This is a genomic window from Niabella aurantiaca DSM 17617 (genome assembly GCF_000374125.1).
Lineage (GTDB): Bacteria > Bacteroidota > Bacteroidia > Chitinophagales > Chitinophagaceae > Niabella > Niabella aurantiaca.
In genome coordinates, this window is the sequence record NZ_KB893644.1 from 280,175 (window position 1) to 298,933 (window position 18,759).

Annotated in this window: 19 protein-coding genes; 11 read left to right on the forward strand and 8 right to left on the reverse strand. The window is 50.1% G+C overall.

Annotation, left to right across the window (positions count from 1 at the left end; genetic code table 11):
- The first annotated feature begins 65 nt into the window (after window positions 1-65).
- Window positions 66-866, forward strand: a complete 801-nt coding sequence (surE, locus tag B160_RS0120630; protein ID WP_040680181.1) for a 5'/3'-nucleotidase SurE — start codon at window positions 66-68, stop codon at window positions 864-866.
- Window positions 863-2,017 (forward strand): lipid-A-disaccharide synthase, encoded by a 1,155-nt coding sequence (gene lpxB, locus B160_RS0120635; RefSeq protein WP_018629835.1) that lies wholly within the window; start codon window positions 863-865, stop codon window positions 2,015-2,017. Before surE ends, lpxB begins: the two co-directional genes overlap by 4 nt.
- Here lpxB and B160_RS32020 read toward each other — a convergent pair.
- A complete protein-coding gene (locus tag B160_RS32020; protein ID WP_018629836.1) occupies window positions 1,995-2,159 on the reverse strand; it encodes a DUF6728 family protein in 165 nt (54 codons plus the stop codon). The genes lpxB and B160_RS32020 overlap by 23 nt on opposite strands.
- A 244-nt stretch (window positions 2,160-2,403) precedes the next feature.
- Here B160_RS32020 and B160_RS0120645 point away from each other — a divergent pair, with 244 nt between their 5' ends.
- Both B160_RS0120645 and B160_RS0120655 read left to right on the forward strand, forming a co-directional pair.
- The gene (locus B160_RS0120645; RefSeq protein WP_018629837.1) at window positions 2,404-3,873 is read left to right on the forward strand and encodes a glycine--tRNA ligase; all 1,470 of its coding nucleotides are present in this window, start codon (window positions 2,404-2,406) and stop codon (window positions 3,871-3,873) included.
- Window positions 3,874-4,123: 250 nt separating this feature from the next.
- Window positions 4,124-4,885 carry a HEAT repeat domain-containing protein gene (locus B160_RS0120655; RefSeq protein WP_018629839.1) on the forward strand — a complete coding sequence of 254 codons (762 nt, stop codon included), beginning with the start codon at window positions 4,124-4,126 and terminating at the stop codon, window positions 4,883-4,885.
- Between the two features lie 17 nt (window positions 4,886-4,902).
- On the opposite strand, the gene cobA is transcribed toward B160_RS0120655, so the two are convergent.
- Window positions 4,903-5,676 (reverse strand): uroporphyrinogen-III C-methyltransferase, encoded by a 774-nt coding sequence (gene cobA, locus B160_RS0120660; protein WP_018629840.1) that lies wholly within the window; start codon window positions 5,674-5,676, stop codon window positions 4,903-4,905.
- Window positions 5,677-5,872: 196 nt separating this feature from the next.
- On the opposite strand from cobA, the gene nirB reads away from it, so the two are divergent.
- The 4 genes from nirB to B160_RS0120680 are packed head-to-tail and all read left to right on the forward strand — an operon-like array spanning window position 5,873 to window position 10,076.
- Window positions 5,873-8,362 carry a nitrite reductase large subunit NirB gene (gene nirB, locus B160_RS0120665; RefSeq protein WP_018629841.1) on the forward strand — a complete coding sequence of 830 codons (2,490 nt, stop codon included), beginning with the start codon at window positions 5,873-5,875 and terminating at the stop codon, window positions 8,360-8,362.
- A 22-nt stretch (window positions 8,363-8,384) separates the two neighbouring features.
- On the forward strand, window positions 8,385-8,768 hold the full coding sequence (gene nirD / locus B160_RS0120670; protein ID WP_018629842.1) for a nitrite reductase small subunit NirD: 384 nt from the start codon (window positions 8,385-8,387) through the stop codon (window positions 8,766-8,768).
- Window positions 8,758-9,165, forward strand: coding sequence for a hypothetical protein (locus B160_RS0120675; protein ID WP_018629843.1), 408 nt, complete (start codon window positions 8,758-8,760; stop codon window positions 9,163-9,165). Before nirD ends, B160_RS0120675 begins: the two co-directional genes overlap by 11 nt.
- 50 nt (window positions 9,166-9,215) lie before the next feature.
- A complete protein-coding gene (locus tag B160_RS0120680) occupies window positions 9,216-10,076 on the forward strand; it encodes a formate/nitrite transporter family protein (protein WP_018629844.1) in 861 nt (286 codons plus the stop codon).
- Between the two features lie 247 nt (window positions 10,077-10,323).
- On the opposite strand, the gene B160_RS0120685 is transcribed toward B160_RS0120680, so the two are convergent.
- The 6 genes from B160_RS0120685 to B160_RS0120710 form a co-directional block, all read right to left on the reverse strand.
- Window positions 10,324-10,842 carry a PH domain-containing protein gene (locus tag B160_RS0120685; RefSeq protein ID WP_018629845.1) on the reverse strand — a complete coding sequence of 173 codons (519 nt, stop codon included), beginning with the start codon at window positions 10,840-10,842 and terminating at the stop codon, window positions 10,324-10,326.
- 24 nt (window positions 10,843-10,866) lie between these two features.
- A complete protein-coding gene (locus B160_RS0120690; RefSeq protein WP_018629846.1) occupies window positions 10,867-12,807 on the reverse strand; it encodes an alpha/beta hydrolase family protein in 1,941 nt (646 codons plus the stop codon).
- Complete coding sequence (locus tag B160_RS0120695; RefSeq protein WP_018629847.1) at window positions 12,804-13,079, reverse strand: DUF2089 family protein; 276 nt, start codon at window positions 13,077-13,079, stop codon at window positions 12,804-12,806. The genes B160_RS0120690 and B160_RS0120695 overlap by 4 nt, the downstream gene beginning before the upstream one ends.
- Before the next feature lie 163 nt (window positions 13,080-13,242).
- The gene (locus B160_RS0120700; RefSeq protein WP_018629848.1) at window positions 13,243-14,022 is read right to left on the reverse strand and encodes an MBL fold metallo-hydrolase; all 780 of its coding nucleotides are present in this window, start codon (window positions 14,020-14,022) and stop codon (window positions 13,243-13,245) included.
- A 75-nt stretch (window positions 14,023-14,097) separates the two neighbouring features.
- Complete coding sequence (locus B160_RS0120705) at window positions 14,098-14,415, reverse strand: four helix bundle protein (protein WP_018629849.1); 318 nt, start codon at window positions 14,413-14,415, stop codon at window positions 14,098-14,100.
- A gap of 88 nt (window positions 14,416-14,503) precedes the next feature.
- Window positions 14,504-14,785, reverse strand: coding sequence for a hypothetical protein (locus B160_RS0120710; protein WP_018629850.1), 282 nt, complete (start codon window positions 14,783-14,785; stop codon window positions 14,504-14,506).
- A gap of 108 nt (window positions 14,786-14,893) precedes the next feature.
- On the opposite strand from B160_RS0120710, the gene B160_RS0120715 reads away from it, so the two are divergent.
- The 3 genes from B160_RS0120715 to B160_RS0120725 all read left to right on the forward strand — a co-directional run bounded on the left by B160_RS0120715 (window position 14,894) and on the right by B160_RS0120725 (window position 18,672).
- Complete coding sequence (locus tag B160_RS0120715; RefSeq protein ID WP_026309914.1) at window positions 14,894-16,117, forward strand: HD domain-containing protein; 1,224 nt, start codon at window positions 14,894-14,896, stop codon at window positions 16,115-16,117.
- Between the two features lie 18 nt (window positions 16,118-16,135).
- On the forward strand, window positions 16,136-17,176 hold the full coding sequence (gene lpxD, locus B160_RS0120720) for a UDP-3-O-(3-hydroxymyristoyl)glucosamine N-acyltransferase (RefSeq protein WP_018629852.1): 1,041 nt from the start codon (window positions 16,136-16,138) through the stop codon (window positions 17,174-17,176).
- Window positions 17,177-17,268: 92 nt separating this feature from the next.
- Window positions 17,269-18,672, forward strand: a complete 1,404-nt coding sequence (locus B160_RS0120725) for a bifunctional UDP-3-O-[3-hydroxymyristoyl] N-acetylglucosamine deacetylase/3-hydroxyacyl-ACP dehydratase (RefSeq protein WP_018629853.1) — start codon at window positions 17,269-17,271, stop codon at window positions 18,670-18,672.
- The last annotated feature ends 87 nt before the right edge of the window (window positions 18,673-18,759 follow it).

Genomic DNA, 18,759 nt, shown 5'->3' on the forward strand with positions numbered 1-18,759 from the left:
GGTCTCCTCATTTTCCGCAGGGCTGGTCCTGCCCGTCTGCTCCTTTTCGGTTATTTTTGCAGTCTATGGCAACAAAAAAACGAGCAGGGAAAAAAGAGGAGCCCATTATCCTCGTAACCAATGACGATGGGGTTTCTTCCGCCGGTATCCGCAACCTGGTGGAAGCTGTAAGAGGATTGGGTAAAATTGTGGTAGTGGCACCGGACAAGCCTCAGTCGGGCATGGGACATGCCATTACTATCGGTCATCCGCTGCGTTTGTATGAAGTGGAGCTTTTTGAAGGGATCAGGGCCTTTTCCTGCTCCGGAACACCTGTAGACTGTGTGAAGCTGGCGGTAGACAAAATTTTACACCGCAAACCAGATATCTGCATCAGCGGCATCAATCACGGGGCCAACCATAGCATCAATGTGATCTATTCCGGAACCATGTCTGCTGCTATGGAAGCGGCTATCGAAAGCATCCCGGCAGTAGGGTTCTCTTTGCTCGATTATGGGGCTGAACCGGATTTTGAAGCCTCGCGCCATTATGCGCGGCTGATCGTGGAAAAGATGTTGCGCAAAAAGCAACCCCGGCATTTTCTACTCAATGTGAATATTCCCAAAGCCCCGCTGGAACAGCTCAGAGGGTATAAGATCTGTAAACAGGCATATGCCAAATATCAGGAAAAATTTATAGAACGGAAAGATCCGCACGGGCGGAAATATTACTGGCTGACCGGTGAGTTTGTCAATTTCGACAAATCGAAGGATACCGATGTATGGGCCCTGGCCAATGATTATGTGAGTGTGGTGCCGGTAGAGTTTGATCTTACCGATTATGCCCTGAAACAACGACTTGAAAAAGACTGGGGGGAATCAAAATGAGGCACCGGGATCCCAGATATTATGTGATTGCAGGGGAAGCCTCGGGCGATCTGCATGGCGGCAACCTGGTGGCGGCGCTCAAACAAGAGCAACCCGGCGCGCAGATTCGCGGCTGGGGAGGGGATAAGATGCAGGCTGCTGGGATGGAGCTGGTAAAGCATTACCGCGATCTTGCGTTTATGGGGTTTGCGGAGGTGGTCATGAACCTGAAGACCATCTTAAACAATCTTCGTTCCTGCAAAGAGGATATCCTCGCTTTTAAACCGGATGTATTGATATTAGTGGATTATCCGGGCTTTAACCTGCGCATTGCAAAATGGGCCAGGGAGCAGGGGATCAAAGTGGTATATTACATCTCGCCGCAGGTATGGGCATGGAAGGAAGGGCGGGTAAAGATGATGAAGCGCTGTATCGATAAGATGCTGGTGATTCTGCCCTTTGAACAAGCGTATTACCGGGATCGATGGAATTGGACGGTTGACTATGTGGGTCATCCGTTGATTGAAGAGATCGACCGGAAAAAGAAAGCCGGCTCCGACCTGGTGATCCGGGACGCAGCGGGGCAGCCCGTTGAAAAGCCCGTCATAGCCCTGCTGCCCGGCAGCCGCAAACAGGAGATCGAGAAGAAGCTGCCGGTAATGCTGGCAGTAAGCCGGGAATTTCCCGGTTTTCAGTTTGTAGTGGCGCAGGCACCTGCTGTTGACAGTAGCTTCTATCTTCAATTTACCCGGCAATATCCCAATGTAAGCATTGTGAATAACCGCACGTACGATGTACTGCTGCAGGCAACGGCAGCGTTGGTAACCTCCGGTACGGCAACGCTGGAGACCGCCCTCTTTGGCATACCCGAAGTGGTTTGTTACAAAGGCTCTGAGGTCAGCTACCAGATCGCCAAACGCGTGATCAGTATCAAATACATCTCACTGGTGAACCTGATCATGGACAAACCGGTGGTAAAAGAATTGATCCAGGGAGCGATGACCGCTGCCAATATTATTACTGAGCTAAAGTCCCTGTTGTTTGATGACCAGCGAAAAGCAGTATTGAAAAAGGATTATGATGTGCTGCACCGGATCCTTGCTGCGGAAGGGGATGCTTCCCGAAAGGCGGCGGCCATTATCACGGAGTTCAGCGCATCAGTAGCCGGATAACAATAATGATGATCGCGATCAGGAATAATAAAATACTCAGCCGGTTAATACCGTGCATATAGCCTACCCACTTGCTTTTTGGCGTATTCGGATCTTTTTTCTTTAAGAATAAATATTGTGCTATTTGGTCCCAGATGCCCATTTTACGAACGGTTTAAAACGCAAAGGTACAATTATCAGCGATCAGTCGTCAGCGATCAGCATCGTTGAATCTGAAAGTATGAAAATGTGAAAATTGAGCACCAGGCATGCACAAGGCACAAGGATCCAACCCTGAACTTTAAACGCAAAACAAGAGGCGTGCTAACGCCTGGTAGCTGAAAACCGGCAGTAATTCCCCCGTTAACTGATCAACCTGTCAACTTTTCAACCTAAATTTGCGGCCTATGGCAACGGATAGCAATAAATTTCAGGCGATTATAGCGCATTGTAAAGAATACGGGTTTATTTTCCCCAGCAGCGAGATCTACGACGGATTGCAGGCTGTTTATGATTATGGTCAGTGGGGAGCGGAATTGAAAAAAAATATCAAGGATTACTGGTGGAAGTCCATGACGCAGCTGCAGGATAATATTGTAGGTATCGACGCTGCGATCTTTATGCATCCTACGACCTGGAAGGCCAGCGGGCACGTGGACGGGTTCAATGACCCGATGATTGACAACAAGGACAGCAAAAAACGCTACCGGGTCGATCACCTGATCGAATCGCATACCGATCAGTTAAAAGCAGATGGTAAGGATGCCGAAGCCGCGGCCATCATCAGCGAAATGGAAAAAGCAGATGCTGCCGGCGACCTGGCGGCGCTCAAAAGGATCATCGACGACAACAAGATCAAATGTCCCATCAGCGGTACGGCAAACTGGACGGATATCCGCCAGTTTAACCTGATGTTCTCTACGGAATTCGGATCTACTGTTTCTTCGGAAGATGAGAACAATAAAGTATATCTGCGCCCGGAAACGGCCCAGGGGATCTTTGTAAACTTTTTGAATGTGCAAAAGACCGGACGGATGAAAATTCCCTTTGGTATTGCGCAGATCGGTAAGGCATTCCGGAATGAGATCGTAGCACGTCAGTTCATCTTCCGTATGCGGGAGTTTGAGCAGATGGAAATGCAGTTCTTTATTAAACCCGGTACGCAAAAGGAATGGTACGAGTACTGGAAGCAGGCGCGCTTAAAATGGCACCTGGAGCTGGGTGTTCCGCAAACGGAATACCGCTTTCATGACCACGTAAAACTGGCGCACTACGCGGATGCGGCCTGCGATATCGAATATAATTTCCCGATGGGTTTTAAGGAGCTGGAGGGGATCCACAGCCGTACGGATTTTGACCTGCGGAACCACCAGGAGTACAGCAAAAAGAAAATGCAGTATTTCGATAATGATATTGATCCCGAAACCGGAAAGCCGACCGGGAACTATATCCCTTATGTGATCGAAACTTCCATCGGTCTGGACCGGATGTTCCTTTCCATGATCTGCGCAGCATATACAGAAGAAGACCTGAGCACGGCAGAAAAACAGGACAGCCGCGTGGTGTTGAAATTACCGGCTAAATTAGCACCGATCAAATTGGCGGTATTCCCGCTCACAAAAAAGGACGGGTTGCCGGAGATTGCGCAGAACATCATGGAGACGCACCGGGCGGACTTCAAATGTTTTTACGAGGAAAAAGACACCATCGGTAAACGCTACCGCCGCATGGATGCGCTGGGAGTGCCTTTCTGTATAACGGTGGATCACCAGACAAAAGAAGATCAGACGGTTACGATCCGCCACCGGGATAGCATGGAACAGGAGCGGATCCACATCGATCAGATCGCATCGATTGTTGACAAAGCAATAAAATAACAAAAAAGGTTATATAAGAAAATGCGGAGTGTACACTCCGCATTTTCTTAATGCACAGGAACTGTAGTGCTGTAATGGTCCGCATTGGGTGGCTAAAAGTTGCTTTTGGCCGGCAGGGCGGTGAGACGGCAAGTCTTAAACGATTGGCGGGCGATGTCTTTCCGGCTAATCTTTAACTCGCGGCCGGAGACTTTTTCCTTGTATAACTTAACGTTCCGGTGCTCTTGTGGCATCAATCAAATTAACTTCTATGGCCTTTTACGATCTTTTAAAAGCAGACCGGGAACAGCTGGTTGCAAAAATAAACGCACAACTGGAAAAAGCCGTTGTTGCCGGCGTACATAAAGCCTGCCTGTCTTATTTTGATGACCCCGATACCTATATCCGCAAAGCGGCCTACCAGGCCCTGGGGCGCCTCTATATTACAAAGCCGGAATTGCAGACAGCCGTTTTGAAAATACTGGGACAACTGGCAACGCATAAAAGTTTTTATGTGCGGCAAACGGTGGTCAATGCTGCGGGAGAGATCGGGAGAAAAGATTTCAAGATCGTACAGCCGTTTTTCGACAAAGGGTTGTTTGACGAACACCATTCCGTGAGAAACGCGGTGATCGGTTCTGTAAAAAAAATGGGAGAAGTGAACCCCGTGCCCGTGCTTCAATGGGCAAGGCATTATCTGCATCACGAGGATAAAGAGATCCGTCGGGAGATCTGTCATGGCATTGAGCTGCGCGGCCGCAAGTTTCCGCAGGATATCTTACCATTATTAAAAGAGCTGGAGTTTGACAAAACGGCACGGGTCCGCAATACCCTGGTGCATGTGCTGGGGCAGATCGCTTATAAGAAAGGGTGCCTGCCCGCTGTACTGGCTGATCTGAAAACCTGGAAGCATACGGAATTAGTGGCCGCTGCCTTGGAAGAGATCATTGATGTACATGAGCGGTATAAAAATTTTGCTCACCTGACGCAGGAAGATGCAAGGATGATGGTCGCGGAATATTTTGACCTGTAAGTTTGCGGTCCTGGTTTCTATGTAAACCGGCTTGTCGTTGCTGTTATCCGGGTCTGGTCCGCAAGCCGCCGGGCCGGTGTACGGTTCAGGGTCACCACTTCGCCAATAATAATGACCGCCGGATTGCCCAGTCCGCCATGCTGCGCGCGAAAGGCGATATCTTTTACTTTTCCGACAACCATTTTTGCATCGGGCCGGGTACCGTGCTGGATGATGGCCGCGGCGGTTTCACCCTTTCCCGCTTCGGTAAAGATATCCACGATGGCTTCCAGTTTGCTCATGGCCATTAAGATCACTACAGTGGCGGAGCTCCGGGCCGCCAGGTGGATGTCTTTTGACAGCTCACCGGACCGGGTAGTGCCGGTGACCACCCAAAAGCTTTCGTTTACACCCCGGCAGGTAAGGGGTATCATTGCTGATGCCGGCACTGCCAGGGCACTGGAAATGCCGGGCACCATTTCCACCTGCATTCCCGCCGCAACGGCGGCTTCCATTTCCTCCTGGGCCCGGCCAAAAACAAACGGATCGCCGCCTTTTAACCGCACAATGGTCCGGTACCGGCTGCCATAGGCAATAATAAGATCGTTGATCTCCTGCTGGCTCAATGCATGACAGCCAAAACGCTTACCCACAAACTGAGTTATAGCGGCAGGCTGTATATGTTGCAGGATAGCCTTGTTAGCCAGTGCATCATAGAGCACCACATCGGCCTGCTGAAGGGCTTTTACCGCTTTAATGGTAAGGAGCTCCGGGTCTCCCGGACCGGCGCCAATCAAAATCAATTTAGACATATATTTATATTATAAATAATAATATATAATTTTTTTAGACCAAAAATACATTTTTATAGCATTATTTAATTTTTTATTTGATTTATTTTGTACATTTGGTCATAGTTTATAAAAGAATACATTGAAATATACAATATATATGTATTTATAATATATTTATTTTGCCTGCCAGACGTATTTTAAAAAATAAAACAATATGAAAGTTGTAGTTATTGGTAACGGTATGGTTGGGCAAAAATTCTGTGAAAAATTAATAGGGCGCAATCTTCCCAACCTGGAACTGACTGTTTTTGGCGAGGAGCCCCTGGCCGCCTACGACCGGGTGCACCTGAGCGCTTATTTTGCCGGCAAAACGGTACAGGATCTGAGTATGAAACCCATGAGCTGGTATGCGGATAACCAGATAGCCCTCCATCTGGGCGACATGGTGCAGGAAATTGACCGGAAAAACAAAACGGTGTCTTCTTTTGAAGGCAGGACGGTTGGCTACGATGTGTTGGTGCTGGCAACCGGCTCTGCTGCTTTTGTACCGCCCATTTCGGGTGTGGATAAGCACGGCGTTTTTGTGTACCGTACCATTGAGGACCTGAACCTGATCTGGCGGCATGCAAAAACAGCAAAGTCTGCCGTTGTCATCGGCGGTGGCCTGTTGGGGCTGGAGGCAGCCAAAGCGATGCTGGACCTGGGCATTGCCGATACGCATGTAGTCGAATTTGCCCCGCGTTTGATGCCCCGGCAGATCGATGAAGGAGGCTCCTTTGTTCTTACCCAAAAGTTAAACGAGCTGGGGGTGGCCGTACATACCGGCAAAAACACGGCGGTGATACTGGGCAATGAAACCATGCAGGGGCTGATGTTTACAGACGGCAGTATATTAAATGCAGATATGCTGGTCATTTCCGCGGGCATTCAGCCACGCGATGAGCTTGCCCGACATTTTGGGCTTGCCAGCGGTCCGAGAGGCGGTATTGTGGTGAATGAAAAAATGAAGACCAATGATGATCATATTTATGCCATTGGCGAATGTGCGTTGTTTGAAGGCGCTGTCTATGGCCTGGTAGCACCGGGCTATGAAATGGCCGAAACAGCGGTGGCTACCATTTGCGGGGAAGAAAAGCGCTTCAGTAAGTTTGATATGAGCACTAAGCTGAAGCTGATCGGTATTGATGTGGCCAGTTTCGGTGATCCTTTTATTGAAGGTACTGAAGCAAAATCCATCGTTTACCACGATAATCACAATGCCGTTTACAAACGCCTCAACATATCCAATGATGGAAAAGCGCTTTTGGGTGGAATATTGGTGGGGGATGCGGAGGATTATAACAAATTACAGCAGATCTGCAGTAACCGGCTGAACATACCGGCTGTACCGATGGACCTAATCATAAAGCCGGGAGACAGGGCCGGTGGATCCGACAACTTTGAGCTTCCGGATGATGCGCTGGTCTGCAGCTGTGAAGGAGTAAAAAAAATAACGATCGCTGAAGCGGTTGCGGAGGGCGGCTGTGAATCATTTGAGGCAGTAAAAAAGTGTACCGGTGCCGGTTCCGGCTGTGGCGGATGCGTGCCCATGGTAAAGGATATCGTGAACGCCACACTGAAGAAGCAGGGCAAAACGGTGCGCAATGTTCTTTGCGAGCATTTTAATTATAGCCGCCAGGAGCTCTATGATCTCGCCAGGATCCGGGACCTGCACAGTTTTGACGAGGTGCTGGACACCCTGGGCAACGGCGATGGTTGTGAAGTGTGCCGGCCGGCGGTCAGCTCTATCCTGGCCAGTCTCTGGAACGGTCTTATTATTCAGAATGAAAGTGCCACTTCACAGGATACCAACGACCGTTTTTTGGCCAATATTCAGAAAGGCGGCACCTATTCGGTAGTGCCGCGCATCCCCGGCGGGGAAATAACACCGGATAAGCTCATTGTTATCGGCCAGGTTGCAAAGAAGTTCAAGCTGTACACCAAAATTACCGGGGGGCAGCGCATTGATCTTTTCGGGGCGCACCTGAATGATCTGCCATTGATCTGGGAAGCGCTGATTGCCGCAGGCTTTGAAAGCGGTCATGCTTATGGGAAGGCCCTGCGTACTGTAAAAAGCTGCGTAGGATCTACCTGGTGCCGTTTTGGCCTGCATGATAGTGTAAGTTTTGCCATACGCGTGGAAAACCGGTATAAGGGCTTAAGGGCACCGCACAAAATAAAGTCGGCCGTTTCCGGCTGTATCCGCGAATGTGCCGAGGCGCAATCCAAAGACTTTGGGATCATTGCTACCGAAAAGGGGTGGAACCTTTATGTATGCGGCAACGGCGGCTCCAAGCCACAGCATGCGTTGTTGCTGGCCGCGGATATTGACTCCGAAACCTGCATCCGGTACATCGACCGGTTCCTGATGTTTTACATCAAAACAGCCGATCCGCTGACCCGCACCGCCACCTGGCTGAATAAAATGGAAGGCGGCATCGACTACCTGAGAAGTGTGGTCGTGCACGACCGCCTGGGCATTGCTGCTGAGCTGGAAGCGCAAATGCAAACACTCGTAGATCACTATGAGTGCGAATGGAAAAAGGCAGTGGAAACCCCCGAGCTGCGGAAGCGCTTTACGCATTTTATCAATGCCCCGGAAACCAGGGACCCCACAATAGTATTTGAAACCCTGCGCGGGCAGAAGAAAGCCGCAGAATGGTAACCTCTTTTCAAACCCTTTTTTTATGAATACAAACAACTGGATCTATGCCTGTAAGGCTACAGACATGCCACACAACGGAGGTGTGTGCGTGCAGTATGGAACGGAGCAGATCGCTCTTTATTATTTTACCCATCGCGATGAATGGTATGCCACTCAAAACCGGTGCCCGCACCGCCAGCAGATGGCGCTGAGCCGCGGTATGCTGGGCTCGCAGCAGGGCGAACCCAAAGTGGCATGTCCGTTTCACAAAAAAACATTTTCGCTTAAAAACGGCGAATGCCTCAATGATGACGCCTGCGCTGCCATCAAAATATATCCCGTAAAAGTACACGAGGGAAATATTTTCATTAATGTAGAAACCATCCTTACTCCTCATTCATCAACCCAATTAGTATATGAACCGTAACAGACAAAAACTACTGACACTGGCGGCCATGCTGCTGCTGACAAAAGCCTCCATGGCGCAAACAACAACTCCCAAAACAAGCGCCTCCCTGTGGGATGGGATGGTTGTAGCCGGTTATGCGGATAAGGGTGCCTTCATCAACTTTGGCGGACCTGCGGTCAAATGGACCCACAAACCCTTTTGCGTCAGCCTGGGCATGCTTCCTTCATTGCGCGTTAAGGAAGACAAAGCCCCTGCCAATGCTTCGAAAAATGCAGCGGTAACCCCCTCCCTGGGCTTCGGCCTTAGTGCTTCATACAAGCACCTGGCTATACAGGTACCCGTGTATTATAATGCTAAAACGGCCGCTGCGGATGGGAAATGGAATACGGGCATCGGTTTGGGCTATAAATTTTAAACAGGCAGATTGATCAATAACACACTTATTCATCGACGAAAACTTAAATTATGGATTACAAAAAACCCACAGAAGTAGTTGCCCTCATGATCCAGTCCGGAACCGACAAAGGCCGGTTAAACACCACTGATCTTTTTGTACGGGGTACCTTATCCGGCATGCTGCTGGGTATTGGTACCACGCTTGCCGTTACCGCCGGTATACAAACGGGCATTCCCTTGGCAGGCGCCCTGCTGTTTCCCATTTGTTTTGTGGTTGTTGTATTGATGGGACTGGAGCTGGTAACGGGGAGCTTTGCTTTGCTGCCGGCGGCTTACTTTCATAAAACACTGCCGATGCCGGTCATGTTGCGCAACCTGGCCATTGTTTATGGCGCCAATTTATTCGGGGCCCTGGTCTATGCGCTCCTGTTCTGGGCATCGGTGACCAGCTTTGGGCAAACCCATGCATCGCCGCTGATTCCCGCGCTTGTTAAAATTGCAACAGCAAAGACCGTTGGCTATGGCCAGCTGGGAGCGGCCGGTATTGCTACGGCATTTACCAAAGGTATTTTATGTAATTGGATGGTGACTATGGGCGTGGTGCTGGCATTGACCACATCCTCCGCCATCGGCAAGATCCTGGCGGCATGGATCCCGGTGTTTATGTTCTTTGCCCAGGGTTTTGAACATGCGGTGGTCAATATGTTTGTGATACCTGAAGGGATGTTGCTGGGCGCTCCTGTGGGCGTAAGCGATTGGTGGTTCTATAACCAGATCCCGGTAACATTGGGGAATATTGCCGGCGCCTTATTGTTTACAGCTGCGGCCCTGTATATTACCTATGGCAGAAGAAAACGGCAGGAACCACCGATGGCGCAGGAAGAACCTAAGCTGGCAGAAGCAATATTCCGGGAACCGCATGTGGCTTAACAGGCCTGAGACCTTGTTGTACGGGGCAGGAGCCATTACCGGGACCTGCAATGCAGGGGCGCTGCCGGCCTAACGGCGACCCCGCTACATTCCAAAAAATGGCTGCGCCATCAATGTTAAGTGTGCAGGTCTGATGCGTCACCGGCTATGGCTTCATGGCTTAGAGCACGGGGATATTCCGGGTGCAGCCACGACGGTTGCCCTGATAAAAAGCATACATCATTTGTGCGGTCTGCAGCTATCGTTATCAGAGCTTTTGGTTGGCTGTATTTCCCGTAAATTGTTCATATGCGTTTATAAATCCTTCCACATCGTCCGGGCTCAGCACCAGTTTTTTGTTTTTGTCGGTAGCAATCAGTACGGCACGGTCGCGCCGGGTGCGGTACCAGGTCATGGTGCCGAAATGCCTGTTGCCAAAAGTGCCGTACCAGCCAAAAAGGCCACCGCTTCCCCATATCCGCCAGGACCAGCGCAGCAGTTTAGGGTCGATGATGGCCGCGGAAGCAATGGATGAAAGCGGAAATCGCTTATCGCCAAAAGGCCGGCAGATGGTCAGTGCTTCGTGATCGATCCGGTATTTCTTTATAGAGAACCCGTAAGGCATGATCAATGATAAAAAGCTTACAGCGGCCATAAATAATAAGGGAAGCCAGGTGCCGGCTGCCTTCAGGCCGATCCACATAGAGGCCAGTACGGCCAGTATCAGCACTATGACAAGCGCCGTGATGGTCTTTGTGGTTTTGTCGTATGATACACTTAAGTCCATAGTGCCCGTTTTGTTTTCTGTGATTTAATGTTTTGTTCCCGCGTTTTTCAATATCCAGCGGGTCATCAGTTCCAATACAGCCGGCGCCATGGTTTGTTCTATCTGGGCATATTCGGATGGCGCACCTGTTCCTGCTTCCTGAAACAAATGATTGAGCCCCGGCAGTTCCTTTACTTCAAAATTTTTATTGCCGGCTTTTTCTAAACCCGCTTTTATGCCAGCCAGGTTCTCTTTGGCAGCAACCTGCACGTCGAGGCTTCCGTTTAGGGCCAGCACCGGGATTTTAATGCAGGTGAGATAGTCGTTGGGGTTGTATCTTGTAAGAAACACAAACCATGGAGCGGAAGCCCTGCTTAATTGCTGACGGATAAAGTCATTTTTTTCCCGGGCGTTTTGCTGCATACTGTCCGGCAGGAAGATCCTGCTGTAAATTTTTTCCAGCTCCGTTCCCAGTTCGGGCTGCCGGTACTTTAATATGGCGTTGACAACAACCTGTGTTTCTGCTGCCCGCTTTTCTGCCGTTGCGTCAGTGGCGCCCATTACCTTATTGAGCAGCCTGATCTGCTGTACGTTCAGCTCGGCGCCTGTTACGCCCAGGCCGGCCATTAGGATCATGAATTTTACGTTCGGGTTTTTTGTTGCCACAATCGGTGCTATGACCCCTCCTTCGCTATGACCTAAAAGCCCGGTGTTTTTGAACCCTCTTTGCACAAGGTATTCAACTGCACTATGAATGTCGGTTGCAAAATCGGCTGACGTCGGATCTGCTTTTCCTTTTTCAGATCCGCCTACGCCCCGGTCGTCCAGCCTCAGGCTTCCAATGCCATGGTTTGCAAAATAGTCTGCAATGACCAGGAATGGCTTATGTCCAAACAGTTCCTCATCCCGGTTCTGTGCACCGCTGCCGGTGATCATTACCACCACCGGAAAGTCTTGTCCGGCCGTTGGGGTGGTCAGTGTTCCGGCCAGCCGGTTTCCCTGCGTTGTGTTTTTAAAACCGACGGCTTCCGTATGATAGGAAAAAGGCGGCTGGGGCTCTTGCGGGCGGTGATAAAATGGCTTGTTCCCATTTTTATTTTTTCTCAAAACCAGGGGTAATGCATATCCTGCCTGCGTAAAAGTGCCGGCAATGCTGTCGCCTTGCAGGGCGCCAGCGTATTGTATTTTCAGCGCATGAAGCTCAAACCGCAACAGGTTGCTGTCAAAGGCTGTCCGGTCAACGGGGATTTCCTTTACGCCCTGGGCCGGGCTGTCCATAACTGCCTTCAGGCTATCGCCGGACTGTTCAATATGGATCACCAGTGGAATTGTCCTTCCTGCTGAAATATCCAGATTGCCCTGCCAGCTGCCGGCAATCGATTGACCAAAAAGTAGGGAGGTGGAAAGGCAGGGATATAAAAACGAGCGGTAAATGATCTCGGAAACAATGAGCGCTGCCGCGAACAGAAAATAATAGACCGGTTTTTTTATATGTGCGGCCGTTTTGAAACCATTGACAAGTAGTATAAGGGCATATATAAAAAGGGCCAGCATCAGTGTAGCCACGGTCAGCATGATCAGGAGATCCGATGCGCTTGGGATATGCAGCGTATTGTTGGTGTATGCCTGGCGTATATTTTCAAAAGCATTTTTGATAAAGGGGATCCGGATCAGCGGAATGCCCAATGTCAAAGGAATGCGATGGATGAGGGTGGCGTTCAGGATGTCAATTACCCGGGTTTTGGGATTGGCGATCCTGCCGGGAATGAATAGCAGGATACTGACCAGCAGCGTATAAGTGATGGCCTCCGCGATGGCCTGCCGGAACGACAGGTTGGGGTCCGGGCCGATATGATAGATCCCGTCATTGGTTTGCTGAAGCCACCAGAAAAGCACTACAGACAGCAGGAGGGTAAGGATTCCGGTCAATGCCAGTTCCTTTTCCGAATATCGTTCAAAAGGATTCAGGATGGTTTTCCAGTTCATGGCCGTTCATTTTTCAGTTTTCTGATCTTTTCAATCATATCATCCATTTTATTGCGCATGGTAGGATAGCTGATGCCTGCCTGTGCCGACATTTCCTTAATGCTGCCACTGGCCAGAAAGAAATCCATGATAAAGTCCTGTTCTTCGCGGCTCAGTTTGAGATAAAGCGGCAATTCATAGTTGCCGCTTACCTGCGTGAGGCAGGTTTCGCACCGGAGCTGGCTTACGTTCAGGGGGTGCGCACAGCTGGGGCAATAAACTGGGAGTTTCATTTTGTAAATGTAATGCTTAGTTTAATAAAATTAAGTAGTAGTTTAATAAAATTAAAAAAAATTTACGATTAAAAACAAAAATGCTTATTTACTCCCGGCCACGTTTCCCGGGAAGCACGGCCGGGCGTTTGCCATATATTTTTGACAAACGCCGTTGCCCGTCTTATAAGGAGATCTCTAACCCGTCAAAAGCGAGGTTCCGGCCCTGTGGCAAGGTAGTTTCCACCTCCCGGTGAAAACCCATCTGATGAGAGATATGGGTAAAATAGACCTGGGGGATTTCCAGCTCGTCGGCGAGCGCGACGGCTTCTTTGAGTGTAAAATGCGAGATATGCGGCTCATGGCGCAGGGCATTGAGTACCAGCACCTTTGAGCCCTGTATCTTTTCTTTGGATGCTTTATCGATCCGGTTGGCGTCTGTAATATAGGTAAAGCCGCCAAAGCGGAAGCCCAGCACGGGCATGCGCATATGCCAGACGGAGATCGGCTCCACCTGGAGTTCACCCACAGTAAAAGCAGTCCGCTCGTTGATGTACTGCAGGTTAATGGAAGGGATCCCCGGCACCCGGAAGTCGCTGAACGCATAATCGAATTCCATTTTAACCCGGTTCAGGGTGGCTTCTGTGGCGTACAGTTCCATGGGTTTTTTCTGGAAGTAATTGTAGGCCCGCACTTCATCCAGCCCCGCGATATGGTCTTTATGCGAATGGGTCAGGAGCACAGCATCAAGTTTTTTTACAGATTTTCGCAGCATCTGGGTACGGAAATCGGGGCCGGTATCCACTACCAGGGTTGTGCCGGGCGACTGTATCAGGATGCTGGACCGCAGGCGCTGGTCCTTTGTATCGGCCGAACGGCATACCGCACAGTCACAGGCCACCATGGGTACGCCGGAGCTGGTTCCGGTACCGAGAAAGGTGATATGAATGGGAGGATAGGACATGATGAATGCTGAATGTTTAACGCTGAGTGCGCAGCATCGTGCTTTATTGCTTGCGAATGGCTTTTATTAAGTTAATTAATTTGCTTTTACTTCATCGGTGATCAATCCCAGATGCTGATATTTTTCTCTACTGATATACTCCAGGTCGTGCGCGAACAGGCTCGCATACCTCAGTTGCTGTAGCGATCCGACCGGGTTATCCAAAAAATGTGCAAAGTCTTTGCCGGTATTTCTGCCACCATCTTCTACAAAATTCAGCGGAACGGAATATGCAGCCCGTTTCGTCTGCAACCTAAGGTTGTATTGCTCTCCAGGCGGAAAACAAACCAGAATTTCCCGGTATACAAATAGTACAAGTTTGTGTGCCAGAGTCCAGACATCGTAATTTCTCATAACTGCGTATTTTAAGCTTAACAATCCGGAAAATGGTCTTTAGCTCTCTGTATTCAGCGTTGAGCATCCGGCATTTTGCGTTAAGCGTTTAACTCTCTTCGCCCGGTGCGGCGTTTTCAATGACTTCTGCGTACAGTTTCTTTGATTGATCATCCAGCTGTATGGGGTCAATGTCCAGCTGCGGGATGATCTCCAGCAGGGTATTGATGCGGCCTTCCGTTTGCAGGAATTTGTTGAGCACCACTACTTTTTTATCGTCCAGGATGCAATACCCGCTTTGAAACGTGCCCCGTTCATAGCGCAGGAGGTAGCCGTTCTGCTCGGGAATGGATTCCAGTTTGTCCAGTGTATTTTGTGTGTACTTGATCATATCTGCTTGTCAATAAGGACAAAGATAACCTTTCTCAAATCCCAAATCTCAAATCTCAAATCTCGCTAAACGGGAAACCTTTTCCTAACTTTGACGGCAACAAAAAAAATGGCAAACGTTCGCAAAATTATCAACGACCCGGTTTATGGGTTTATTACGATTGATCACCCGCTGCTACTGGCCATCATCTCCCATCCTTATTACCAGCGCTTACGGAGCATTCACCAGATGGCATTTGCGCACCTGGTATATCCCGGCGCCGTACATACCCGCCTGTTGCATTCACTGGGAGCCTATCACCTGATGTGCACAGCCCTGCAGGAATTGAAGGGAAAGGGAGTCGTCATTACCGAAGAGGAGGAGCTGGGCGCCAAGATCGCCATCCTGCTGCACGACATCGGGCATGGACCGTTCTCCCATGCGCTGGAGCATGAGCTCATCCCCGGGGTGCACCATGAAAAGCTTTCCCTGGCCATTATGCAGGAGCTGAACCAGCAGTTTAACAATCAATTAGAAACTGCTTTGGCTATTTTTACGGGTGTGCATCCCAAGAAATTCCTGCATCAGCTGGTTTCCGGCCAGCTGGATGTGGACCGGATGGATTACCTGAACCGGGATAGTTTTTTTACCGGGGTGGCGGAAGGGGTGATCGGTTATGACCGCATTCTGAAAATGCTGGCAGTGCACCAGGGCAACCTGGTAGTGGAGGAAAAAGCAATTTATTCGATCGAGAAGTTCCTGTTGAGCAGGCGGCTGATGTACTGGCAGGTATATCTGCATAAAACAGTGGTTGCTGCGGAAAAAATGCTGGTAATGATCATCCGGAGGGCCAAAGAATTGATCGCGCAGGGAGTAAAGGTAGCCGCTGCCACTGAGGCGCTGGAGCATTTTTTGCATCACGGTGCTGCCAATGCGGAGGACCGCCACCGGTTGCTGCTCGATTTTTGCAGTATGGATGATCAGGATATGGCCGCTACGATCAAGAACTGGTGCCGCCATCCGGACAAGGTGCTGTCGCATCTTTGCCAGGCATTGGCAGAGCGGAGGATTATGCGGATCCGCTTGCAGGCGGAGCCCTTCAGGGAAACCTTTTTGCTGGAGCGCCGGCAGGAGATGGCTGTTCAGATGGGCGTCAGTGAAGAGGACGCTGCCTATTTTGTTTTTTGGGGGGAGGCCAGCAACAGCCTGTACAACCCCAAGAACGAGGCCATTACCATTTTGTACAAGGACGGACGGTTAAAGGATATTTCGGAGGTGGACCATGCGCTGATCAATGTAAAAACGACCATCCCTGTCAAAAAATATTACATTTGTTCCTTTAGGATCCATTAAAAATTATTTATTTGCAATATGACATTTACTGCATCGCAGATTGCTGCAATGATCAATGGCCGTATCGAAGGTGATGCCGAAGCTGCCGTTGGAAATTTTGGAAAAATTGAAGAGGCACAGGAAGGACAGCTCAGCTTCCTGGCCAACCCCAAATACGAAGAGTACCTGTATGCAACCAAAGCCAGTATCATCATTATCAATGAAGCGCTGGAGTTAAAAAAACCGGTGACGGCCACCCTGATCCGCGTTAAAGACGCCTACTCCGCATTTGCCGCATTGCTGGGAAAATACCAGGAGATCATGCAGCAGCAGTTAAAAGGGATCCAGGAGCCTTCCTATATTTCGAAGACTGCCCGGTATGGTACCGACGTCTTTATCGGGGCGTTTGCATACCTTGGTGAAAATGTAACGGTGGGCGATCATGCTAAGATCCATCCCAACGCCTATATCGGCAACAATGTTTCCATTGGAAATCATACCGTCATTCATGCCGGTGTAAAGATCCTGCATAACTGCGTCGTTGGCAACCATGTTACCATACATGCGGGAACGGTGATCGGCAGCGACGGTTTCGGGTTTGCCCCCCAGGCCGACGGCACTTTTGCCAAAGTACCCCAGATCGGCAACGTGGTCATCGAGGATCATGTGGAGATCGGGGCTAATGCTGCCATCGACCGGGCTACGATCGGCTCTACCATCATCCGCTCCGGCGCCAAGCTGGACAACCTCATACAGATCGCGCACAATGTAGAGATCGGGAACAGCACCGTGGTGGCGGCGCAGGCGGGTATCAGCGGCAGCACCAAAGTGGGCAAAGGCGTTATGATCGGCGGCCAGGTGGGTATTGTGGGCCACCTGCATATCGGCGACGGAGCCAAGATCAACGCGCAAAGCGGGGTAAGCAAGAATATTGAGCCGGGCAAGGCGGTTACCGGCTCACCGGCCTATGATTACACATCGGCGCTCAGAAGCCAGGCGCTGAACCGCAGACTTCCGGACCTTGAGAAAAGAATGAAGGAACTGGAAGAAGAACTGAACCGCTTAAAGAGTGAAAGGTAACCTATTGCCATAGAACTGTTTACAGGATTACTACCGTTCATTATTGCGGTCCATTAAATTTATAAATATATTTGCGCCCACAAAATACATACATGAATAGTCATTTCAACCCCGACAAACAACACACACTGAAACAATCTGTTGGCATTAGCGGAACCGGTCTGCACACAGGCGTGCTGGCGGATCTGACGCTAAAACCGGCAAATGCAGGTTTCGGTATCCAGTTTCAAAGGGTTGATCTGCCAAATAAACCGGTGATCAAAGCGGATTGTGACCTGGTAACCGACACCAGCCGGGGCACCACACTGGAATCGAACGGGGCTAAGGTGAGCACTGTGGAGCATCTGCTGGCAGCGCTGGTGGGTATGGGGGTGGATAATGTGCTGATCGAGATCAACGGACCGGAAATACCCATCAAAGATGGCAGTGCCATGGCCTTTATCGACCTCATCGAAGAAGTCGGGGTAGAGGAGCAGGACGCGGCCAAGTTATGGTACTCCATTGATGAAAATTTGTACCTCACCGATGAAGAAAAGCGCGTGGAGATGGTGATCATGCCCGCACGTGAATACCAGATCACTACCCTAATCGATTTTAATTCGCCCGTACTGGGCACCCAGCATGCCGAATTGAAGAGCATGCGGCACTTTAAGGAGAAGATCTCCCGCTCCCGTACCTTCTGTTTTTTACACGAGCTGGAAATGCTGCTGCAGCATAACCTGATCAAGGGCGGGGATGTGAACAATGCCATTGTGGTGGTAGATAAGCCCATTGGGGAGGAAGAGCTGAGCCGGCTGAAAAAGATCTTCAATAAGGATGATATTGAAGTAAAGAGCGAAGGCTATCTGAATAACCTGGAGCTGCGTTTTCCTAACGAGCCGGCACGGCATAAGCTGCTGGATATCGTAGGAGACCTGGCGCTGATCGGCTACCCGGTAAAAGGAAGGGTAATCGCCAACCGGCCGGGGCACAGCTCCAACGTGGAATTTGCCCGCCTGATCAAAAAGCACATCAAAGCCAACAAACACCTGAAGGGCGTGCCGCATTATGATCCGGCGGTTCCCCCGGTTTATGACCTGCAATACATCGAAAAGACCCTTCCGCATCGCTTTCCGTTCCTGCTGGTAGACAAGATCATCGAGCTGACGGATGAGCGCATTGTGGGTGTAAAGAATGTAACGTTTAACGAATGGTTCTTCCAGGGGCATTTTCCCCAGAACCCGGTGATGCCCGGCGTGCTGCAGATCGAAGCGCTGGCCCAGTGCGGCGGCATCCTGGCCATCAACCTTGCCGGCGAAGGCCAGTACGACACTTATTTTCTGAAAATTGATAACTGCAAGTTCAAGCAAATGGTGCGCCCCGGCGATACGATGATCCTGAAGATGGAGCTTACAGCACCCATCCGCCGTGGCATCTGCGAAATGCGCGGCACCGTATATGTAGGCGGCAAAGTAGCTACGGAAGCCGACCTCGTAGCGCAGATCGTGAAGCGGTAAGGCCTGCGGCGTTTAAGGTTCCAGGTTTAAAAGTTTCAGGTTTGCTCTTGATGCGGGTTAGGGCCTGATAACTAATGGGTGTTGATC